11 protein-coding genes and 1 pseudogene are annotated in these 13,376 nt (G+C 63.5%); 7 read left to right on the top strand and 5 right to left on the bottom strand.

All coding sequences use genetic code 11. From position 1 onward, the window contains the following. Positions 1–322: 322 nt before the first annotated feature. On the bottom strand, positions 323–3,097 hold the full coding sequence (locus RT131_RS08740) for an EAL domain-containing protein (RefSeq protein ID WP_313172291.1): 2,775 nt from the start codon (positions 3,095–3,097) through the stop codon (positions 323–325). 407 nt (positions 3,098–3,504) lie between these two features. Between RT131_RS08740 and RT131_RS08745 the strand changes: the two are divergent. Continuing rightward, positions 3,505–4,479, top strand: a pseudogene (locus RT131_RS08745) (ATP-binding protein); the annotation flags it as partial. A 20-nt stretch (positions 4,480–4,499) separates the two neighbouring features. Then, positions 4,500–6,230 (top strand): EAL domain-containing protein, encoded by a 1,731-nt coding sequence (locus RT131_RS08750; RefSeq protein WP_313172069.1) that lies wholly within the window; start codon positions 4,500–4,502, stop codon positions 6,228–6,230. A 199-nt stretch (positions 6,231–6,429) separates the two neighbouring features. On the opposite strand, the gene RT131_RS08755 is transcribed toward RT131_RS08750, so the two are convergent. The 4 genes from RT131_RS08755 to flgA form a co-directional block, all read right to left on the bottom strand. After that, positions 6,430–7,566 carry an ATP-binding protein gene (locus RT131_RS08755; protein WP_313172293.1) on the bottom strand — a complete coding sequence of 379 codons (1,137 nt, stop codon included), beginning with the start codon at positions 7,564–7,566 and terminating at the stop codon, positions 6,430–6,432. 169 nt (positions 7,567–7,735) lie between these two features. Continuing rightward, a complete protein-coding gene (locus RT131_RS08760; RefSeq protein ID WP_313172071.1) occupies positions 7,736–8,074 on the bottom strand; it encodes a flagellar protein FlgN in 339 nt (112 codons plus the stop codon). Beyond that, on the bottom strand, positions 8,071–8,373 hold the full coding sequence (flgM, locus tag RT131_RS08765; RefSeq protein ID WP_313172073.1) for a flagellar biosynthesis anti-sigma factor FlgM: 303 nt from the start codon (positions 8,371–8,373) through the stop codon (positions 8,071–8,073). Before flgM ends, RT131_RS08760 begins: the two co-directional genes overlap by 4 nt. A gap of 62 nt (positions 8,374–8,435) precedes the next feature. Then, on the bottom strand, positions 8,436–9,080 hold the full coding sequence (flgA, locus tag RT131_RS08770; RefSeq protein WP_313172075.1) for a flagellar basal body P-ring formation chaperone FlgA: 645 nt from the start codon (positions 9,078–9,080) through the stop codon (positions 8,436–8,438). A gap of 114 nt (positions 9,081–9,194) precedes the next feature. On the opposite strand from flgA, the gene RT131_RS08775 reads away from it, so the two are divergent. The 5 genes from RT131_RS08775 (at position 9,195) to flgE (ending at position 13,207) form a co-directional block, all read left to right on the top strand. Next, positions 9,195–10,151 carry a chemotaxis protein gene (locus RT131_RS08775; RefSeq protein ID WP_313172077.1) on the top strand — a complete coding sequence of 319 codons (957 nt, stop codon included), beginning with the start codon at positions 9,195–9,197 and terminating at the stop codon, positions 10,149–10,151. 278 nt (positions 10,152–10,429) lie between these two features. Further along, positions 10,430–10,834, top strand: a complete 405-nt coding sequence (gene flgB, locus RT131_RS08780) for a flagellar basal body rod protein FlgB (RefSeq protein ID WP_313172079.1) — start codon at positions 10,430–10,432, stop codon at positions 10,832–10,834. A gap of 11 nt (positions 10,835–10,845) precedes the next feature. Continuing rightward, positions 10,846–11,253 (top strand): flagellar basal body rod protein FlgC, encoded by a 408-nt coding sequence (gene flgC / locus RT131_RS08785; RefSeq protein WP_313172080.1) that lies wholly within the window; start codon positions 10,846–10,848, stop codon positions 11,251–11,253. 27 nt (positions 11,254–11,280) lie between these two features. Next, a complete protein-coding gene (locus RT131_RS08790) occupies positions 11,281–11,955 on the top strand; it encodes a flagellar hook capping FlgD N-terminal domain-containing protein (RefSeq protein WP_313172082.1) in 675 nt (224 codons plus the stop codon). 31 nt (positions 11,956–11,986) lie between these two features. Further along, positions 11,987–13,207: a flagellar hook protein FlgE gene (flgE, locus tag RT131_RS08795; RefSeq protein WP_313172083.1), complete on the top strand. Its 1,221-nt coding sequence runs from the start codon at positions 11,987–11,989 to the stop codon at positions 13,205–13,207. Positions 13,208–13,376 lie beyond the last annotated feature (169 nt).

Raw genomic sequence — 13,376 nt, forward strand, 5'->3', positions numbered from 1 at the left:
TAAGCCGCGAAGCACGCACATCATCAGATCAAGGCCTCCCAGCAACACCAGTTTCGCGGCTTACGCCGCTCCCACATCCAATGAGCAACCTGGCTCGGTGAGGGCAGAAGCAGCCGAGAGTTGATGTTGTGCAGCCGCTATTGGGTCACATGTCCTCGCACAGCGCAGCTGTTTTGCAGGAGCAGCGAAAACAGCGACGCACGGACATCACCAGAACAAGGTCTGTGAGAACACCAGCGTCGCGGCTTGCGCCGCGCCCCCAGGACGAAAAAAGCCCGGCTGCGGATCAGGCAGCCGGGCTTGTATTCGTTCTTGCCGTCGGTCAGTGGGTTGCGCTGATCGTCGTCATCGCGGTGATGTTCGGCAGTTCAAGCAGTTCGGTGGGGCCGCTGCGCAGCCATTGCACCATTTCACGCGGCCGCAACGGCCGCGAGAACAGATAGCCTTGCAGCTCATCACAGCCCTGCTGGATCAGCATGGCCGCCTCTGCCGGGGTCTCGACACCTTCAGCAACCACACGCATGCCCAAGGCATGGCCCAGATGCACGATGGCCTGGGTAACCTCGGCAGTGCCTGCGTCGTGCAGCATGCCTTGCACGAAGCTGCGGTCGATCTTCAGCCGCTGCACCGGAAACCGATTGAGGTAATGAAGGTTGGAGAAGCCCGTGCCGAAGTCATCCACCGCGAGCGGGATGCCATGTTGCTCGAAAACATCGAAGCACTGCCTCAGCGCATCGGTGTCGCGGATCAGCGCCGACTCGGTCAGCTCCAGTTCGAGGCGCTGCGCTGGCCAGCCTGATTGCTGGCAGATACTGACCACACGTTCGGCGAAACCACGGTCCCGCAGCTGCAATGCCGAGACATTGACCGCGATACGCTCGAACTTCAGCCCTGCCTGCTGCCATACCGCAGCCTGCCGGCAGACTTCCTGCAGCACCCAGTCGCCGATATGGATGATTTCGCCACATTTCTCGGCAATTGGAATGAACTCGGCCGGGCTGCAGGAACCGATCTTGCCACTGTTCCAGCGCAACAAGGCCTCGATCGAAGGCGTGGCATCGCCATTGGCATGCACCAGTGGCTGATAGACCAGGCTGAACTCGTCGCGCTCGACCGCACCATGCAGGGCATGTTCAATTTCAACCCGACGCTGGGTACGGGCCAGTGCGTCCTGGCTGTAGTACTGGTAGGTGTTGCGCCCCGCCTCCTTGGCGGCATGCATGGCGGCATCGGCAGCACGCAGCAGGCTGTCGAAGTCGTTGCGACCCTCATCGAGCAGGGCGATACCCACGCTGGCACCGACCTTCAAGGTGACGTCCTCGCGGTATAGCGGCTCGGCCAGCGAGGCAATCAGCTTGCGGGCCACATGCCCTGCATCGTCCGGTTCCACCAGGTTGCGCAGGATCACGATGAACTCGTCGCCATTGAAGCGGGCGAACAGGTCCGCTGTGCGCAGATTCTGGTGCAGGCGTGCCGCAGCGGCCTTCAGCAACATATCGCCGGTAGCGTGACCGAAGGTGTCGTTGATGCTCTTGAAACCATCCAGGTCGATGAACAGCATTGCCAGGACGGCACCGCGCTCACGCGCCTCGATGATCGCCTCGGAACCTTGCTCACGCAGCAACATGCGATTGGGCAGGCCCGTCAGCAGGTCGTAGTGTGCAAGCAGTTCCAGGCGTTCATCGGCCTCGCGTTCGCGGGTGATGTCGCGGAACAACACCACGTAGCGTTCCGGCAGGCCGTCGCGCTGATCCAATTCGATCAGGACCTGCACCCACACCCGTTGCCCGGAGGGGCGGTAAAAGCACAGGTCCAGCTGTTCCGGAAGCCCACCCTCGGCGATGCGCGACAACGCGGCTTCAAAGCTGTCACGCGAATCTGGAATGTACAGATCCAGCGCCTGGTCCAGGGTTACCGGCTCCTTGCGCAGGCCATGGATGCGGTAACACTCCTCGGTCCATTGCATGGCACGGGTGCTGACCTCGATCTCGCAGCCGCCGATGCGGCCCAGCGCCGACACCCGGTTCAACAACTCGGTGCGCCAGCGGATCAGCGCGTCTGTACGACGCTGATTGCTGATGTTCTGCACCTGACCCAGCACCCTGTGCAGGGCGCCGGTAGCGTCGTAATCCAGCTCCACCCAGATGCGCAGCTGTTGCTGGGTGACCGGGTCACGGCCCCAGGTGATGTCAAAGCTGCCGCCCTTGGCCTCATCCAGCAGGCGCCGCCAACTGCAGAACAGATGCGTGCGGGCATCGCTGGACAGGTTGCGCAACCATTGCCGCCCGCTCGGCAACGTGGTGTTGCTCCAGCCGATGGCGGCGGCGAATTCCTCGGACCACTGCACGCGATTGCGCTGCGGCTCCCACACCCAACTGCCCATGCCGGCGACGCGTTGTGCCCGTCGCAGCAGGGCCTGCTGCGAGCGCAGTTCGTCCTCCAGCGATTTCTGCTGCTGGATGTCGGTATAGGTGCCGACCATCCGCAACGGTTGGCCGTCGGCCGCGCGTGCAATCACCTGCCCCCGATCCAGTACCCAATGCCAACTGCCATCGGTCTGGCGCAGGCGGAACTGACACGCAAACGGGGTCTGTGGATCGTGCAGATGTGCGGCAATCGCCTGGCGCAGCTGCAGCTGATCTTCCGGATGAACTTCGTCCAATAGTCCGATGTCGGGCGGATCTACGTTGCCACCCGGGGTGGCACTGGTACGGATGACGGCATCGCTGACGATGTCCCAGTCCCATAAACTGTGACCTGCCGATTCCATCGCCATCGCCCAACGTGCATTGCGCGCCTCGGTGTCACTGGCCACCGAATACAGATAGCCCAGGGGAGCCGCCGAAGGCGATTGCACCGCGCTGAGCCAGCCCTCGAGTCGATGGCCGTCCCCGGGCAGCGGGCAGGCGACCGCGTCCTGTTCGGCCAGTCGCTGGCGGATGCCAGCCAACTGCGGGCAGTAACGTGACAGACGTTCGGGCAGGCCCAGCTCCCTGGCCATGCCATTGGCGGCCAAGGGTTGCCCGTCCGTGTCCAACAGCACGACGGCCGCATTCAACGGATGACGAAGCAGGCTAGCTATGACGCCGCGATCCACGCGTTCTATCTCCAAGCCCGACAAACCGGGTACCCATTCGATAACGGCACCAACTCGGCAGAATTGAGCACTTCGTCGCCCGCCATGTGCACAAGCCGTTAAACTTGGGCGACGCTTGTCCGAAACCTTCTCCCAGCATGCGAGCCGATCCGGCAACTTCCGTTCCCTCCGTGTCCGTCGCATCCCTGCGGCGACGCGCTGGCACGTTCTGGTTGCAGGCACTGGCGGGTTTGCTGGCGATAGCCCTGCTGGCCTTGCTTGTAATTGCGGGTGATTTTTCCAGTTGGCAGGGAAAAAGTGTGATGGCCATCGCTATCGCGCTTTGCGGGACGCTTGCTCTGCTGTGCTGGCACCTTCGCGCGACGCGATCATTGACAGAGGCCCGGCAGCGGCTGCCTGACGGTTTACAGCAACTGGCGGAACTACTCCCGGATGGGGTGATGATTGCCGAAGACAACACCGTTCTATATGCCAATGCCGCAGCAAGCAGCATCCTGGGCATCGCTGATGGCCGCAGCGACACGGCGGCACAACTGCTGATCAGTCTGCGCACGCACGCACCGCCTACGCACAATGGCGAGTTGCCGGTCCAGCTGCGTCGATCGGGGGGCGAGCCCTTCCATGCCATGGTGATCACCCAGCAGCTGCGGCACGCCGGCAAGACATGTCAACTTTTCGTCATCCGCGACCTGAGCGAGCTGGAGCATGGCCGGGCTGCGCTGGCCGCAAGCAACAGCGAGTTGCAGGCCATGGCAGGCCGCCTGTTCTCCTTGCAGGAAGATGAGCGGCGCTCGATCTCGCGTGATCTGCACGATGATATCGGCCAGGCCATCACCGCGATGAAACTGGCGGCCTGTGCCGCACGCGACGAAGACAGCAAGCCACGGCGGCAGGACGATATCGACCAGATCATCGAACTGGCGGACAGTACGGTGATCAAGCTGCGCAACCTCTCGATGCTGCTGCGCCCCCCACAACTGGACGCGCTGGGCCTGGAGGCTGCCTTGCGCTGGCAGGCCGGCCTGCTGTTCCGCTCCACCGAGGTCGAGCTGTTGCTGGATGTGGACGCCCTCCCCCGCCGGCCCAGCAACGAAGTGGAACAGGCCTGCTTCCGGATTGCCCAGGAAAGCCTGACCAACGCGCTGCGCCACGCCAGTGCCAGCCAGGTGTCACTGTCGCTGCGCGACGGCAGCAACGGCGACCTTCACCTGCAGGTGGTGGACGATGGCGAGGGCTTTGATCCCGCCGGCCCGCGTGGACTGGGCATGATCGTGATGCGCGAACGTGCACAGAGTGCCGGCGGCAGCCTGCACATCGAGACCGCGCCGGGAGCAGGCACCCGTATTGACCTGCGTCTACCCTACGCAATGGCCGCACAGTGACCCCGCAAGGACCCCGCCCGATGTGGAATGCCACTCCCTCTTCGCTTGGTGATCGCGGCGACGCGCGCCCAGCCCGCCTGGGTGCCGGCAACCCGGAACTGGCCACCCTGGTGGATGCCGCCAATCGCACCGGCACCTCGCTGATGCTGTTGCATCTGGATATCGACCACTTTGCCTCGGTCAACGAGAACATGAGCGCCGAGGTCGGTGACCAGGCATTGGTACTGATTGCCGAACGCCTGCGGGGCTTCCTCGGCGATCGCGGCAGGCTATGGCGGCACGGCAGCGACGAGTTCCTGATCGCGGTGCCCCGCAGCACCCAGACGCCTTCGCCCGAAGACCTGGCAGAACAGATCCGCCAGCAGATCGAGCTTCCGCTCTCGGTACTGCCCTACACCCTGTTCCTGACTGCCAAGATCGGCGTCAGCCTTTGCCCGGAACACGCCAACACGGCCACCGGTGTGCTGGATCTTGCCGAGGACGCACTGCACCAGGCCGGCCGCGAAGGGGGAAACTCGGTGCATGTGCATGTGCTGCACAAGCCCAGCAGCGCCCACAGCGAAAGCATCATCTCGCGCCAGTTGGTGGATGCCATCGACAACGGCGAGCTGCGCCTGCGCTACCAGCCGCTGGTCAGCGCCCGCGATGGCCACGTGATGGGCATGGAGGCGCTGTTGCGCTGGCAATCGCCCACCCTGGGCATGCTGGTGCCGGAACGCTTCATGCGCACCGCCGAGCGCCTGGGCATCATCGTGCAGATTGGCGCCTGGGTGCTGGAAATGACCTTGCGCCAGGCCAAGGTGTGGCGCGACCAGGGATTCGAGGACTTCAACGTCGCGGTCAATGTATCGACCCTGCAGCTGTTGCGCCCGAACTTCTTCACCGAAGTGATGGCCATGCTGCAGTCGATTGGCGTCCCTGCGCGGATGTTGACGCTGGAAATCAACGAAAGCGCCCTGACCAACAACGTCAACTTCGTCCATGAGACGTTGGCCAACCTGCGTAACGAAGGCATCAGCCTGTGCCTGGACAACTTCGGCACCGGTGACTCCAGCCTCAGCGCATTGGTTCGCTACCCGGTGGACAAGCTCAAGATCGACCGCAGCTTCATCAAGAGCGCGCCGGCCGCCAACCGCGAGGCGGCCATCAGCCGCGCCATCATCGCCATGGGCCATCAGCTGGGCATGACGGTGATCGCCAATGGCGTGGAATCGCAGGCACAGCTGGGCTTCCTGCGGCGCAATGACTGCGATGTCTTCCAGGGGTATCTGTTCGGCGAGCCGATGTCGGCCGATGCTGCCGGCATGACCTTGCGCCGGCGCTACCTGCGCCCGGAGGCGTTTGCCGAAACCCGTCCGGATCGCACCTTGTTGCTGCTCGACGACGAGGAGAACGTGCTGCGCTCGCTGGTGCGCCTGTTCCGTCGCGACGGCTATCGGATCCTGGCCGCCGGCAATGTGCGTGATGCCTTCGATCTGCTGGCGATCAATGACGTGCAGGTGATCCTGTCCGACCAGCGCATGAGCGACATGAGCGGCACTGAATTCCTGGGCCGGGTGAAGATGTTGTACCCGGATACGATCCGCTTGGTGCTGTCCGGCTATACCGACCTGAACACGGTCACCGACGCGATCAACCGTGGCGCGATCTATCGCTTCCTGACCAAACCCTGGAACGACGACGACCTGCGTGAACACATCCGTCAGGCCTTCCGCACCCATGATGAGAAACAGGGTGTGGGCGCTTCGTAGGGTTGAGCCAGGTCGTTGCAGCTTTTGTGGGAGCGGCGTAAGCCGCGAGGCCGCTGATGGCCAAACCCCTATGCACTGGTTGCAACTGCACGATGCACTTCTGCGTTCGCAGATAGGCGAGGACTGACACGGCATCAGCTTCGCGGCTTACGTCGCTCCCACAATCCTGCAATCCAACACTTCGGCGGCGCCCATCCGCCTATTTCGGCTGGCGGATCGGCAGCACGATGCGGAAGCAGGAACCCTCGCCTACGGTGCTGTCCAGGTCGATGCGACCGTGATGCTTGTTGATGATGCCGTAGGAGATCGACAGGCCCAGCCCGGTGCCGCTGCCCACCGGCTTGGTGGTAAAGAACGGATCGAAGATGCGCTGGCGCAGTTCCGGCGAGATGCCTGCACCGTTGTCCTTGAACTCGACCCAGACCTCGTCGCCACTGACGCCGGTGCTGACCACGATGTTGCCGCGTTCGGCGATGGCATGGCCGGCGTTGAGCAGCAGGTTCATATAGACCTGGTTGAGCTCGGAGGGCAGGCATTCGATCATCGGCAGTTCGCCATAACGGCGTTCCAGCGTGACCTTGTACTTGAGCTCGTTCCAGATGATGTTGATGGTCGATTCGAGGCCGGCGTGCAGATCGACCAGCTTCCACGATTCATCGCGGCCGGAGTACGAGAAGTCCTTGAGGTCGCGCACGATGCGGGTGACCCGCTCGATACCCTCGCGTGATTCGGCCATCAGCTGCGGCAGGTCGCGGCTGATGAAATCGATATCCAGACGATCACGGATGTCGTCGATCTCAGGGATCAATGCCTTCGGGTCGGGCGCGCGCAAGGCACGCTCGTAAGCCTCGATCACGGTGAACAGGCTGCGCAGGTACTCCTGCAGGCTGCCCAGGTTGGAGTGGACGTAGCCGATCGGGTTGTTGATCTCGTGCGCGACGCCCGCAGCGAGCTGGCCGATGGAGGCCATCTTTTCCGACTGCAGCAGTTTTTCCTGGGTGCCATTCAGCCGCAGATAGGCCTGGCGCAGCTCGGCGTGGCGCTGCTGCAATTCACGCTCGTAGTCTTCCGGGCCGTCGATATGCTGGAACAACGCCAGGAAGGCTTCGCCAGCGGCATCGCTGTGATGATGCAGATGCAGGGTGATGACGCGCTCGCCGATCGGCAGGCTGCCGATCCAGCTACCCGAATCGCGGGCCTGCGACAGCGCGAACGGCGGCAACAAGGCCTCGAGCTGGCGGCCAAGGTCGGCACTGCCTGCTCCATCCACGCCAAACAATTCACGTACCAGGCCGTTGGCGATGCTGACTTCAAACTTGCCGCTGAACACCAGCATCCCGTGCTGGACGCGTTCGCCCAGGGCTCGCAAGGTGGACGCCGAGGGCGGTGGCGTGAGGAGGCTGCTATCGGTCTGGGTCACGGCGGTCGGTGCAAACGAGGACAGACCGCCACTATAGCCGGATGTGGGTATCCCATCGCGCCCCCAAGGCGCGATACCTGCTGGGTCAGGCGACGGCGAGTGGCCGCCGTGCGTGTACGGTCTGCGCCTGCCCCTTGGCGTCGTAAGCGGGCGCGCTCTCGCTGCGGCCCAGCTGTCGCAGGGCCCAGTTGACCTCGCGCCGGCGTCGCGCCAGCAATACCCCGTTGGCGTGGTTGCGTTCGGCCAGCTCCTTGAGCTTTTCGGCCTCATGCAGCGGCGGCTGCCGCTCCAGTTCGCGCAGGGCGTCCAGCTTCCTGCCGGTGGCGGCAACCAGGGCCGCCACATCGTGCTCGGCCAAGGCGCGCTGTTCGCGGTCCAGCGCTTCGCTCAAACGCTGCAACGGGTCGCCCATGGTGAGGTTCATCCCTGCAACTGCCGGTCCAGGCCCAGCATGCGCGTCGCGATGGCGTCGGGGTTGATCTTGTAACTGCCGTTCTCCAGCGCCTCGCGCACGGCTTGTACGCGTGCCTGGTCAATGGCCGGAGCGGCGCTCAGCTCGCGCTGTACCGCCTGCAGCTGGGTGGCCTCTCCGGTCAGGCGCACGCTGTCGGCTGCCTCAACCGGCTTGGGCTTGGCATCGCCTGCTGCGGCCACTTTGGTGTTGACGGCCACACTGCGCAGTTGCGCTGCGGCTGCAATACCACCGTCGATTTTCTGGCTCATGTGATGGAGTCCTGATTCGGTTCAAAAACGATAACGGCCGCTTCGGGCAGTTCTTTAGCAATTTATCGGCTTACCAGCACATCGCCGCCGGGGGTGGCGACACCTTGCATTACCCGGCGTGAAGACAGGTTCTCGACGGAGACCCGCTCGCCTTCACCGGCGTCCCCCAGCGCCTTGCCGGCCATCCGCACCTCGACCCCGCCGCGACGGGACACCAGGGCGACATTGTCGCCACGACGCACCGTGCGCGGTGCCACCAGATCAGTCGCCGACAGCAGGCTGCCCGCGCTCAATGCGCGTCGGGCCACCCTGCCCACTGCTGCCTCCGGCTTCAACAGTACCGCACCGGCCAAGCGCGCCGTATCGCGTTTGACCGTACTTATATCGGCAGCCGCCAGCGTTTCTCCAGCGGCCACGCCACGGGCCAGCACCAGCACCTGCTGTTCACGCCGCACCTTCACCGGTACGAACAGGCGCCAGCCACCGGCTTGCGGACAGGCCACTTCCACCGTGGTGTTGGCGGTGACCCTGGCCTGCAGCGCCTGCGTGCAGGCGGGCAGGCGCAGGTTCGCGTCGAGATTGGCCTCGCCACTCTCCCCTTCCCCCAAGGTAGCCAGGGCAGCTGCACGGATGGACTCCACCGACTGGAAAGTGGTGGCTCCGGCCAGTGACGGCAACAACAGGCAGATATAAAGGAGTAAGCGCATCGGCAGCGGCCGCCCGGTCCAGGATTGATTCGACAGGCTTCGGTGCAAGTGCCGTGCCAACTCCCGTCAAGACCGGCGCTCAAGTTGTCATACCTTGCCGCCGATACAGCACACATGTCACAAGACCTGCTCAACCGAATTGACCAGCGCACCCGGCTGGCCGGCCACAACCGCCTCGCACTGCTGCTGTTCCGCCTCGGCGGCCGTCAGCTTTTTGGCGTGAATGTCTTCAAGGTGCAGGAGGTGCTGCGGCGCCCGGCATTGTTCCAGGTGCCAGGCTTGCCAACCCAGTTTGCCGGTGTCGCCGACGTCCGTGGCCGCTCGGTGCCGGTGCTGGACCTTGGCCTGGCCATTGGCCACCCCGAACGCGAGCCTGAGGCAGACACCTCGCCAGGCTATCTGGTGGTAACCGAGTTCAACCGTTCGGTGCAGGGATTTCTGGTCAGCGGGGTTGAGCGCATCGTTAACATTGCGGTGGAAGATATCCACCCACCGCCGGAGTTGGGCGCCGAATCGACGTATTTGACCGCCGTTACGCGCTTCCAGGGTGAGCTGATCCAGGTCATCGACGTGGAAAGCGTACTGGCCGATATTGCCCAGGTACGCAGCGAGGCGGTGCTGGATCCGTCGATGGCGCTGCCTGCCGATGCCCCGGCGATGCAGGTCCTGGTGGTCGATGACTCGCGGGTGGCGCGGCAGCAGATCCGCAGCGTACTGGACCAGTTGGGCGTCAGCGCCACCCTGCTCTCCGACGGCAAGCAGGCATTGGAACACCTGCTGCAGATCCATGCCTCGGGTGAGAACCCGGCTGAGCGCTATGCCATGGTCATTTCCGACATCGAGATGCCGGCGATGGATGGCTACACCTTGACGACGGAAATCCGCCGCCATGCAGGGTTGGCGGGCCTGTATGTGCTGCTGCATACGTCCTTGTCGGGCGTGTTCAACAACGCCATGGTGGAACGCGTGGGCGCCAATGCCTTCGTGGCCAAGTACAGCCCGCATGAATTGGCGGATTTCGTCCTGCAGCGCCTGCGCCATGTGGCTCAGACCCAATACGCGTATAACTGAGCCGGCTCCACGGTAGTGCCGATCCATGCTCGGCAGGGGCTTTACCGGTAGAGCCCCTGCCGAGCATGGCTCGGCACTACCGCCCCCCTCTCTCTGGCATAGCCAAAAGGAGGGCTGGGGAGGGGTAGCTCTTTGCGCGCTGCCGCAGCAATGACTTCGCGGCTTGCGCCGCTCCTGCGGCTTTGCCGGTAACGCCCCCGCCAGGCATGGCGCGGCATCGCATGTCCTTTGGCACAGGTTTTGCAGCTTCCCCGGCAACGTTCCGTGGGAGGTTCCACATGGCCAACCTGATTTCCAACTATCTCGGCATCCACGCCCAGGCGATGCCTTTGCGCGAACAGCGCATGAAGCTGATCGCCAGCAACCTGAGCAATGCCGACACGCCCGGCTACAAGGCCCGCGATCTCGATTTCGACGCTGCCCTGCGCAATGCCCAGGGCGCAAGCAGCGGCAACGGCTTGTTGAACACCACCGCCGAGCAGCACTACGCCATTGGCGGCACCGGTGGACTCAACCCGTTCCAGATCCTGCGCGAAGGCGTGCAGCCCAGCCTGGACGGCAACACCGTTGATCCGGATACCGAGCGTGCCGCCTACGGCCGCGCCGCACTGGAATATCGCGCCTCGCTGAGCTTCGTCGAGTCCAAGGTGAAGACCATGCTTACCGCCATCACTGGCCAATAAGGAAGCGCGCCATGAGCAACCTGCCCATCTTTGATATTGCCGGCTCCGCCTTGCAGGCGCAGTCGGTGCGCATGAGCACCATCGCCTCCAACCTGTCCAATGCCGACTCGATCGCCGGCTCGCCACAGGCGGTGTACAAGCCGCTGGAGCCTGTTTTCCAGGCTGTCACCAGCCGCAACGATCCCAACCTGACCGGCGTGCAGGTCAAGGAAATCGCACAGAGCGACGCGGCGCCGATCAAGCGCTACGAACCCAATCATCCACTGGCCGATGGCGAGGGCTACGTGTACTCGCCCGACGTCGATCCGGTCGCGCAGATGGTCAACCTCATCTCCACCTCGCGCAACTACCAGGCCGGCGTGGAAATGCTCAGCACCGCCAAGGAACTTGCCTTGGCCACACTGACGATGGGCCGCTGAGCCCCCCTCCCCCAGGAACCTGCCGACATGAGCACCAGCGTCAACTCCGATCTTTACAGCTCGCTCGGGCTTACCGCACCAAACAAAACAGCCACCACCAAGAACAAAAGCACGCTCGACCAGGCGGATTTCCTGAAGCTGATGACGACCCAGCTGCAGCACCAGGACCCCACCAAGCCGATGGACAACAGCCAGATGGTTGCGCAGATGGCGCAGCTGTCCACCGTGCAGGGCATCACCGACCTGAACACCTCGGTGAAGGGCTTCCAGCAATCGATGGCCAGTGACCAGGTGCTGCGCGGCGCAGCGTTGGTAGGCCATGAGGTGATGGTGCCTTCAACCAAGGTCGCACTCGAGGCCGAGGGCGGCGCCAGTGGCACGGTAGCCGCGCCGTCGGCCGGTTCGGTAACCGTCGATATCACCGATGCCAATGGCCTGAAGGTCAATCAATTGACCGTGCCCGCCAACGCCGCCGGCGAGGTCGCCTTCCAGTGGGATGGCACCAACGCCGATGGCAAGCGCATGCCGGCCGGCAGCTACACGATCACCGCAAGCCATACCGACAGCGCAGGCGCGCAGAGCAAGCTCAACACCTATGTGCAGGCAGCAGTGGAAAGCGTGACGGTGGGTTCCGACGGCCTGTACCTGAACCTCAAGGGGCTGGGCACTGCCCCGCTCGACTACGTGCTCCGCGTCAGCTGAGCCCCCTCTTCGATTTCCCAGGAGTATCGCCATGGGTTTCAACGTTTCCCTGTCGGGCATCAACGCGGCCAACGCGGACCTGAATGTCACCGCCAACAATATCGCCAACGTCAACACCACCGGCTTCAAGGAGTCACGCGCCGAGTTTGCCGATCTGTTCAATGCCACCAGTTATGGGCTGTCGCGCAACGCCATCGGTTCCGGCGTGCGACTGAGCAACGTGGCGCAGCAGTTCTCCCAGGGCAATATCAACCAGACCGGGCGCAGCCTGGACCTGGCCGTGGCCGGCGAAGGTTTCTTCACCATGAACATGAACGGCGCACGTGTGTATTCGCGCGCCGGCAATTTCCAGACCGACAACAATGGCTATGTGGTGAACCCGCAAGGTGCGCGCCTGCAGGTGTTTGCTCCCAGTGCCGACGGCACGCGCTTCGATGGCCAGCTGACCGACCTGCAGCTGCTCACCACCGATAGCCCGCCCAAGCAGAGCACCCTGGTCAACATGGCCTTTACCCTGCCCGGCAATGCCCCGCAGCCGACCGTGGCCACATTTGATCCGGCCGACTCCAATACCTACAACCACTCCACCGGCGGCATCACCGTCTACGACTCGCTGGGTGTCAGCCATACCCAGACCTCGTACTTCGTGAAGACGGGTAATGCCAATGAGTGGCAGGTGCACAACTATATCGACGGCCAGCCCGCCGGTGCACCGTCGCTGCTGCAGTTCTCCAATGCCGGTGCCCTGACCAACCCTGCCAATGGCGACATCACCCTGGCGCCGTTTACGCCTGCGACCGGCGCAGGCGTGGTCAACCTGACCCTGAACGTTTCCGGCGCCACCCAGTACGGCGAAAAGTTCGCCATGCGCGACACGCGCCAGGACGGTTACGCGGCAGGCAAGCTCAATGAGATCAGCATCTCCGAGGAAGGCGTGGTGTATGCACGTTATTCCAACGGTGACGACAAGGCCCTGGGCCAGGTCGCGCTGACCACCTTCAACAATCCGCAGGGCCTGCAGAACCAGGGCAACAACCTGTGGGTGGAGACCTTCGCCTCGGGCAACCCGCGTACCGGCGCACCTGACACCTCCGACCTGGGCCAGATCCAGGCCGGATCGCTGGAGGCCTCGACGGTGGATCTCACCGAACAGCTGGTCAACATGATCGTCGCCCAGCGCAACTTCCAGGCCAATGCGCAGATGGTGTCCACCCAGGACCAGATCACCCAGACCATCATCAATATCCGCTGACAGCGGTACTGGGGAATCGGGATAGGACATGGACCAGCATCTGGTCGACCCCTGACCCGATTCCGTTGTCGCACTTCAATTGTCCTGCTGTTTGATGCGAGCGGCAGAGGCGCTGCACGTCACCTGTTCCCGCACCGCCGCTGCTTTCGCTCCCGCGTTCCTCTCCCCG

This window comes from Stenotrophomonas sp. (assembly GCF_032066555.1).
In the GTDB taxonomy this organism is placed as follows: Bacteria; Pseudomonadota; Gammaproteobacteria; order Xanthomonadales; family Xanthomonadaceae; genus Stenotrophomonas.

Bases quoted from the DNA above. Each gene is read 5' to 3' on its own strand.
- RT131_RS08790 (WP_313172082.1), top strand. From the start codon at position 11,281: ATGAGCACCAGCGTCAACTCCGATCTTTACAGCTCGCTCGGGCTTACC.
- RT131_RS08750 (WP_313172069.1), top strand. From the start codon at position 4,500: ATGTGGAATGCCACTCCCTCTTCGCTTGGTGATCGCGGCGACGCGCGC.
- RT131_RS08755 (WP_313172293.1), bottom strand. From the start codon at position 7,566: ATGCTGGTGTTCAGCGGCAAGTTTGAAGTCAGCATCGCCAACGGCCTG.
- flgM (WP_313172073.1), bottom strand. From the start codon at position 8,373: ATGAGCCAGAAAATCGACGGTGGTATTGCAGCCGCAGCGCAACTGCGC.
- flgB (WP_313172079.1), top strand. From the start codon at position 10,430: ATGGCCAACCTGATTTCCAACTATCTCGGCATCCACGCCCAGGCGATG.
- flgA (WP_313172075.1), bottom strand. From the start codon at position 9,080: ATGCGCTTACTCCTTTATATCTGCCTGTTGTTGCCGTCACTGGCCGGA.
- RT131_RS08760 (WP_313172071.1), bottom strand. From the start codon at position 8,074: ATGAACCTCACCATGGGCGACCCGTTGCAGCGTTTGAGCGAAGCGCTG.
- RT131_RS08775 (WP_313172077.1), top strand. From the start codon at position 9,195: ATGTCACAAGACCTGCTCAACCGAATTGACCAGCGCACCCGGCTGGCC.
- flgE (WP_313172083.1), top strand. From the start codon at position 11,987: ATGGGTTTCAACGTTTCCCTGTCGGGCATCAACGCGGCCAACGCGGAC.
- flgC (WP_313172080.1), top strand. From the start codon at position 10,846: ATGAGCAACCTGCCCATCTTTGATATTGCCGGCTCCGCCTTGCAGGCG.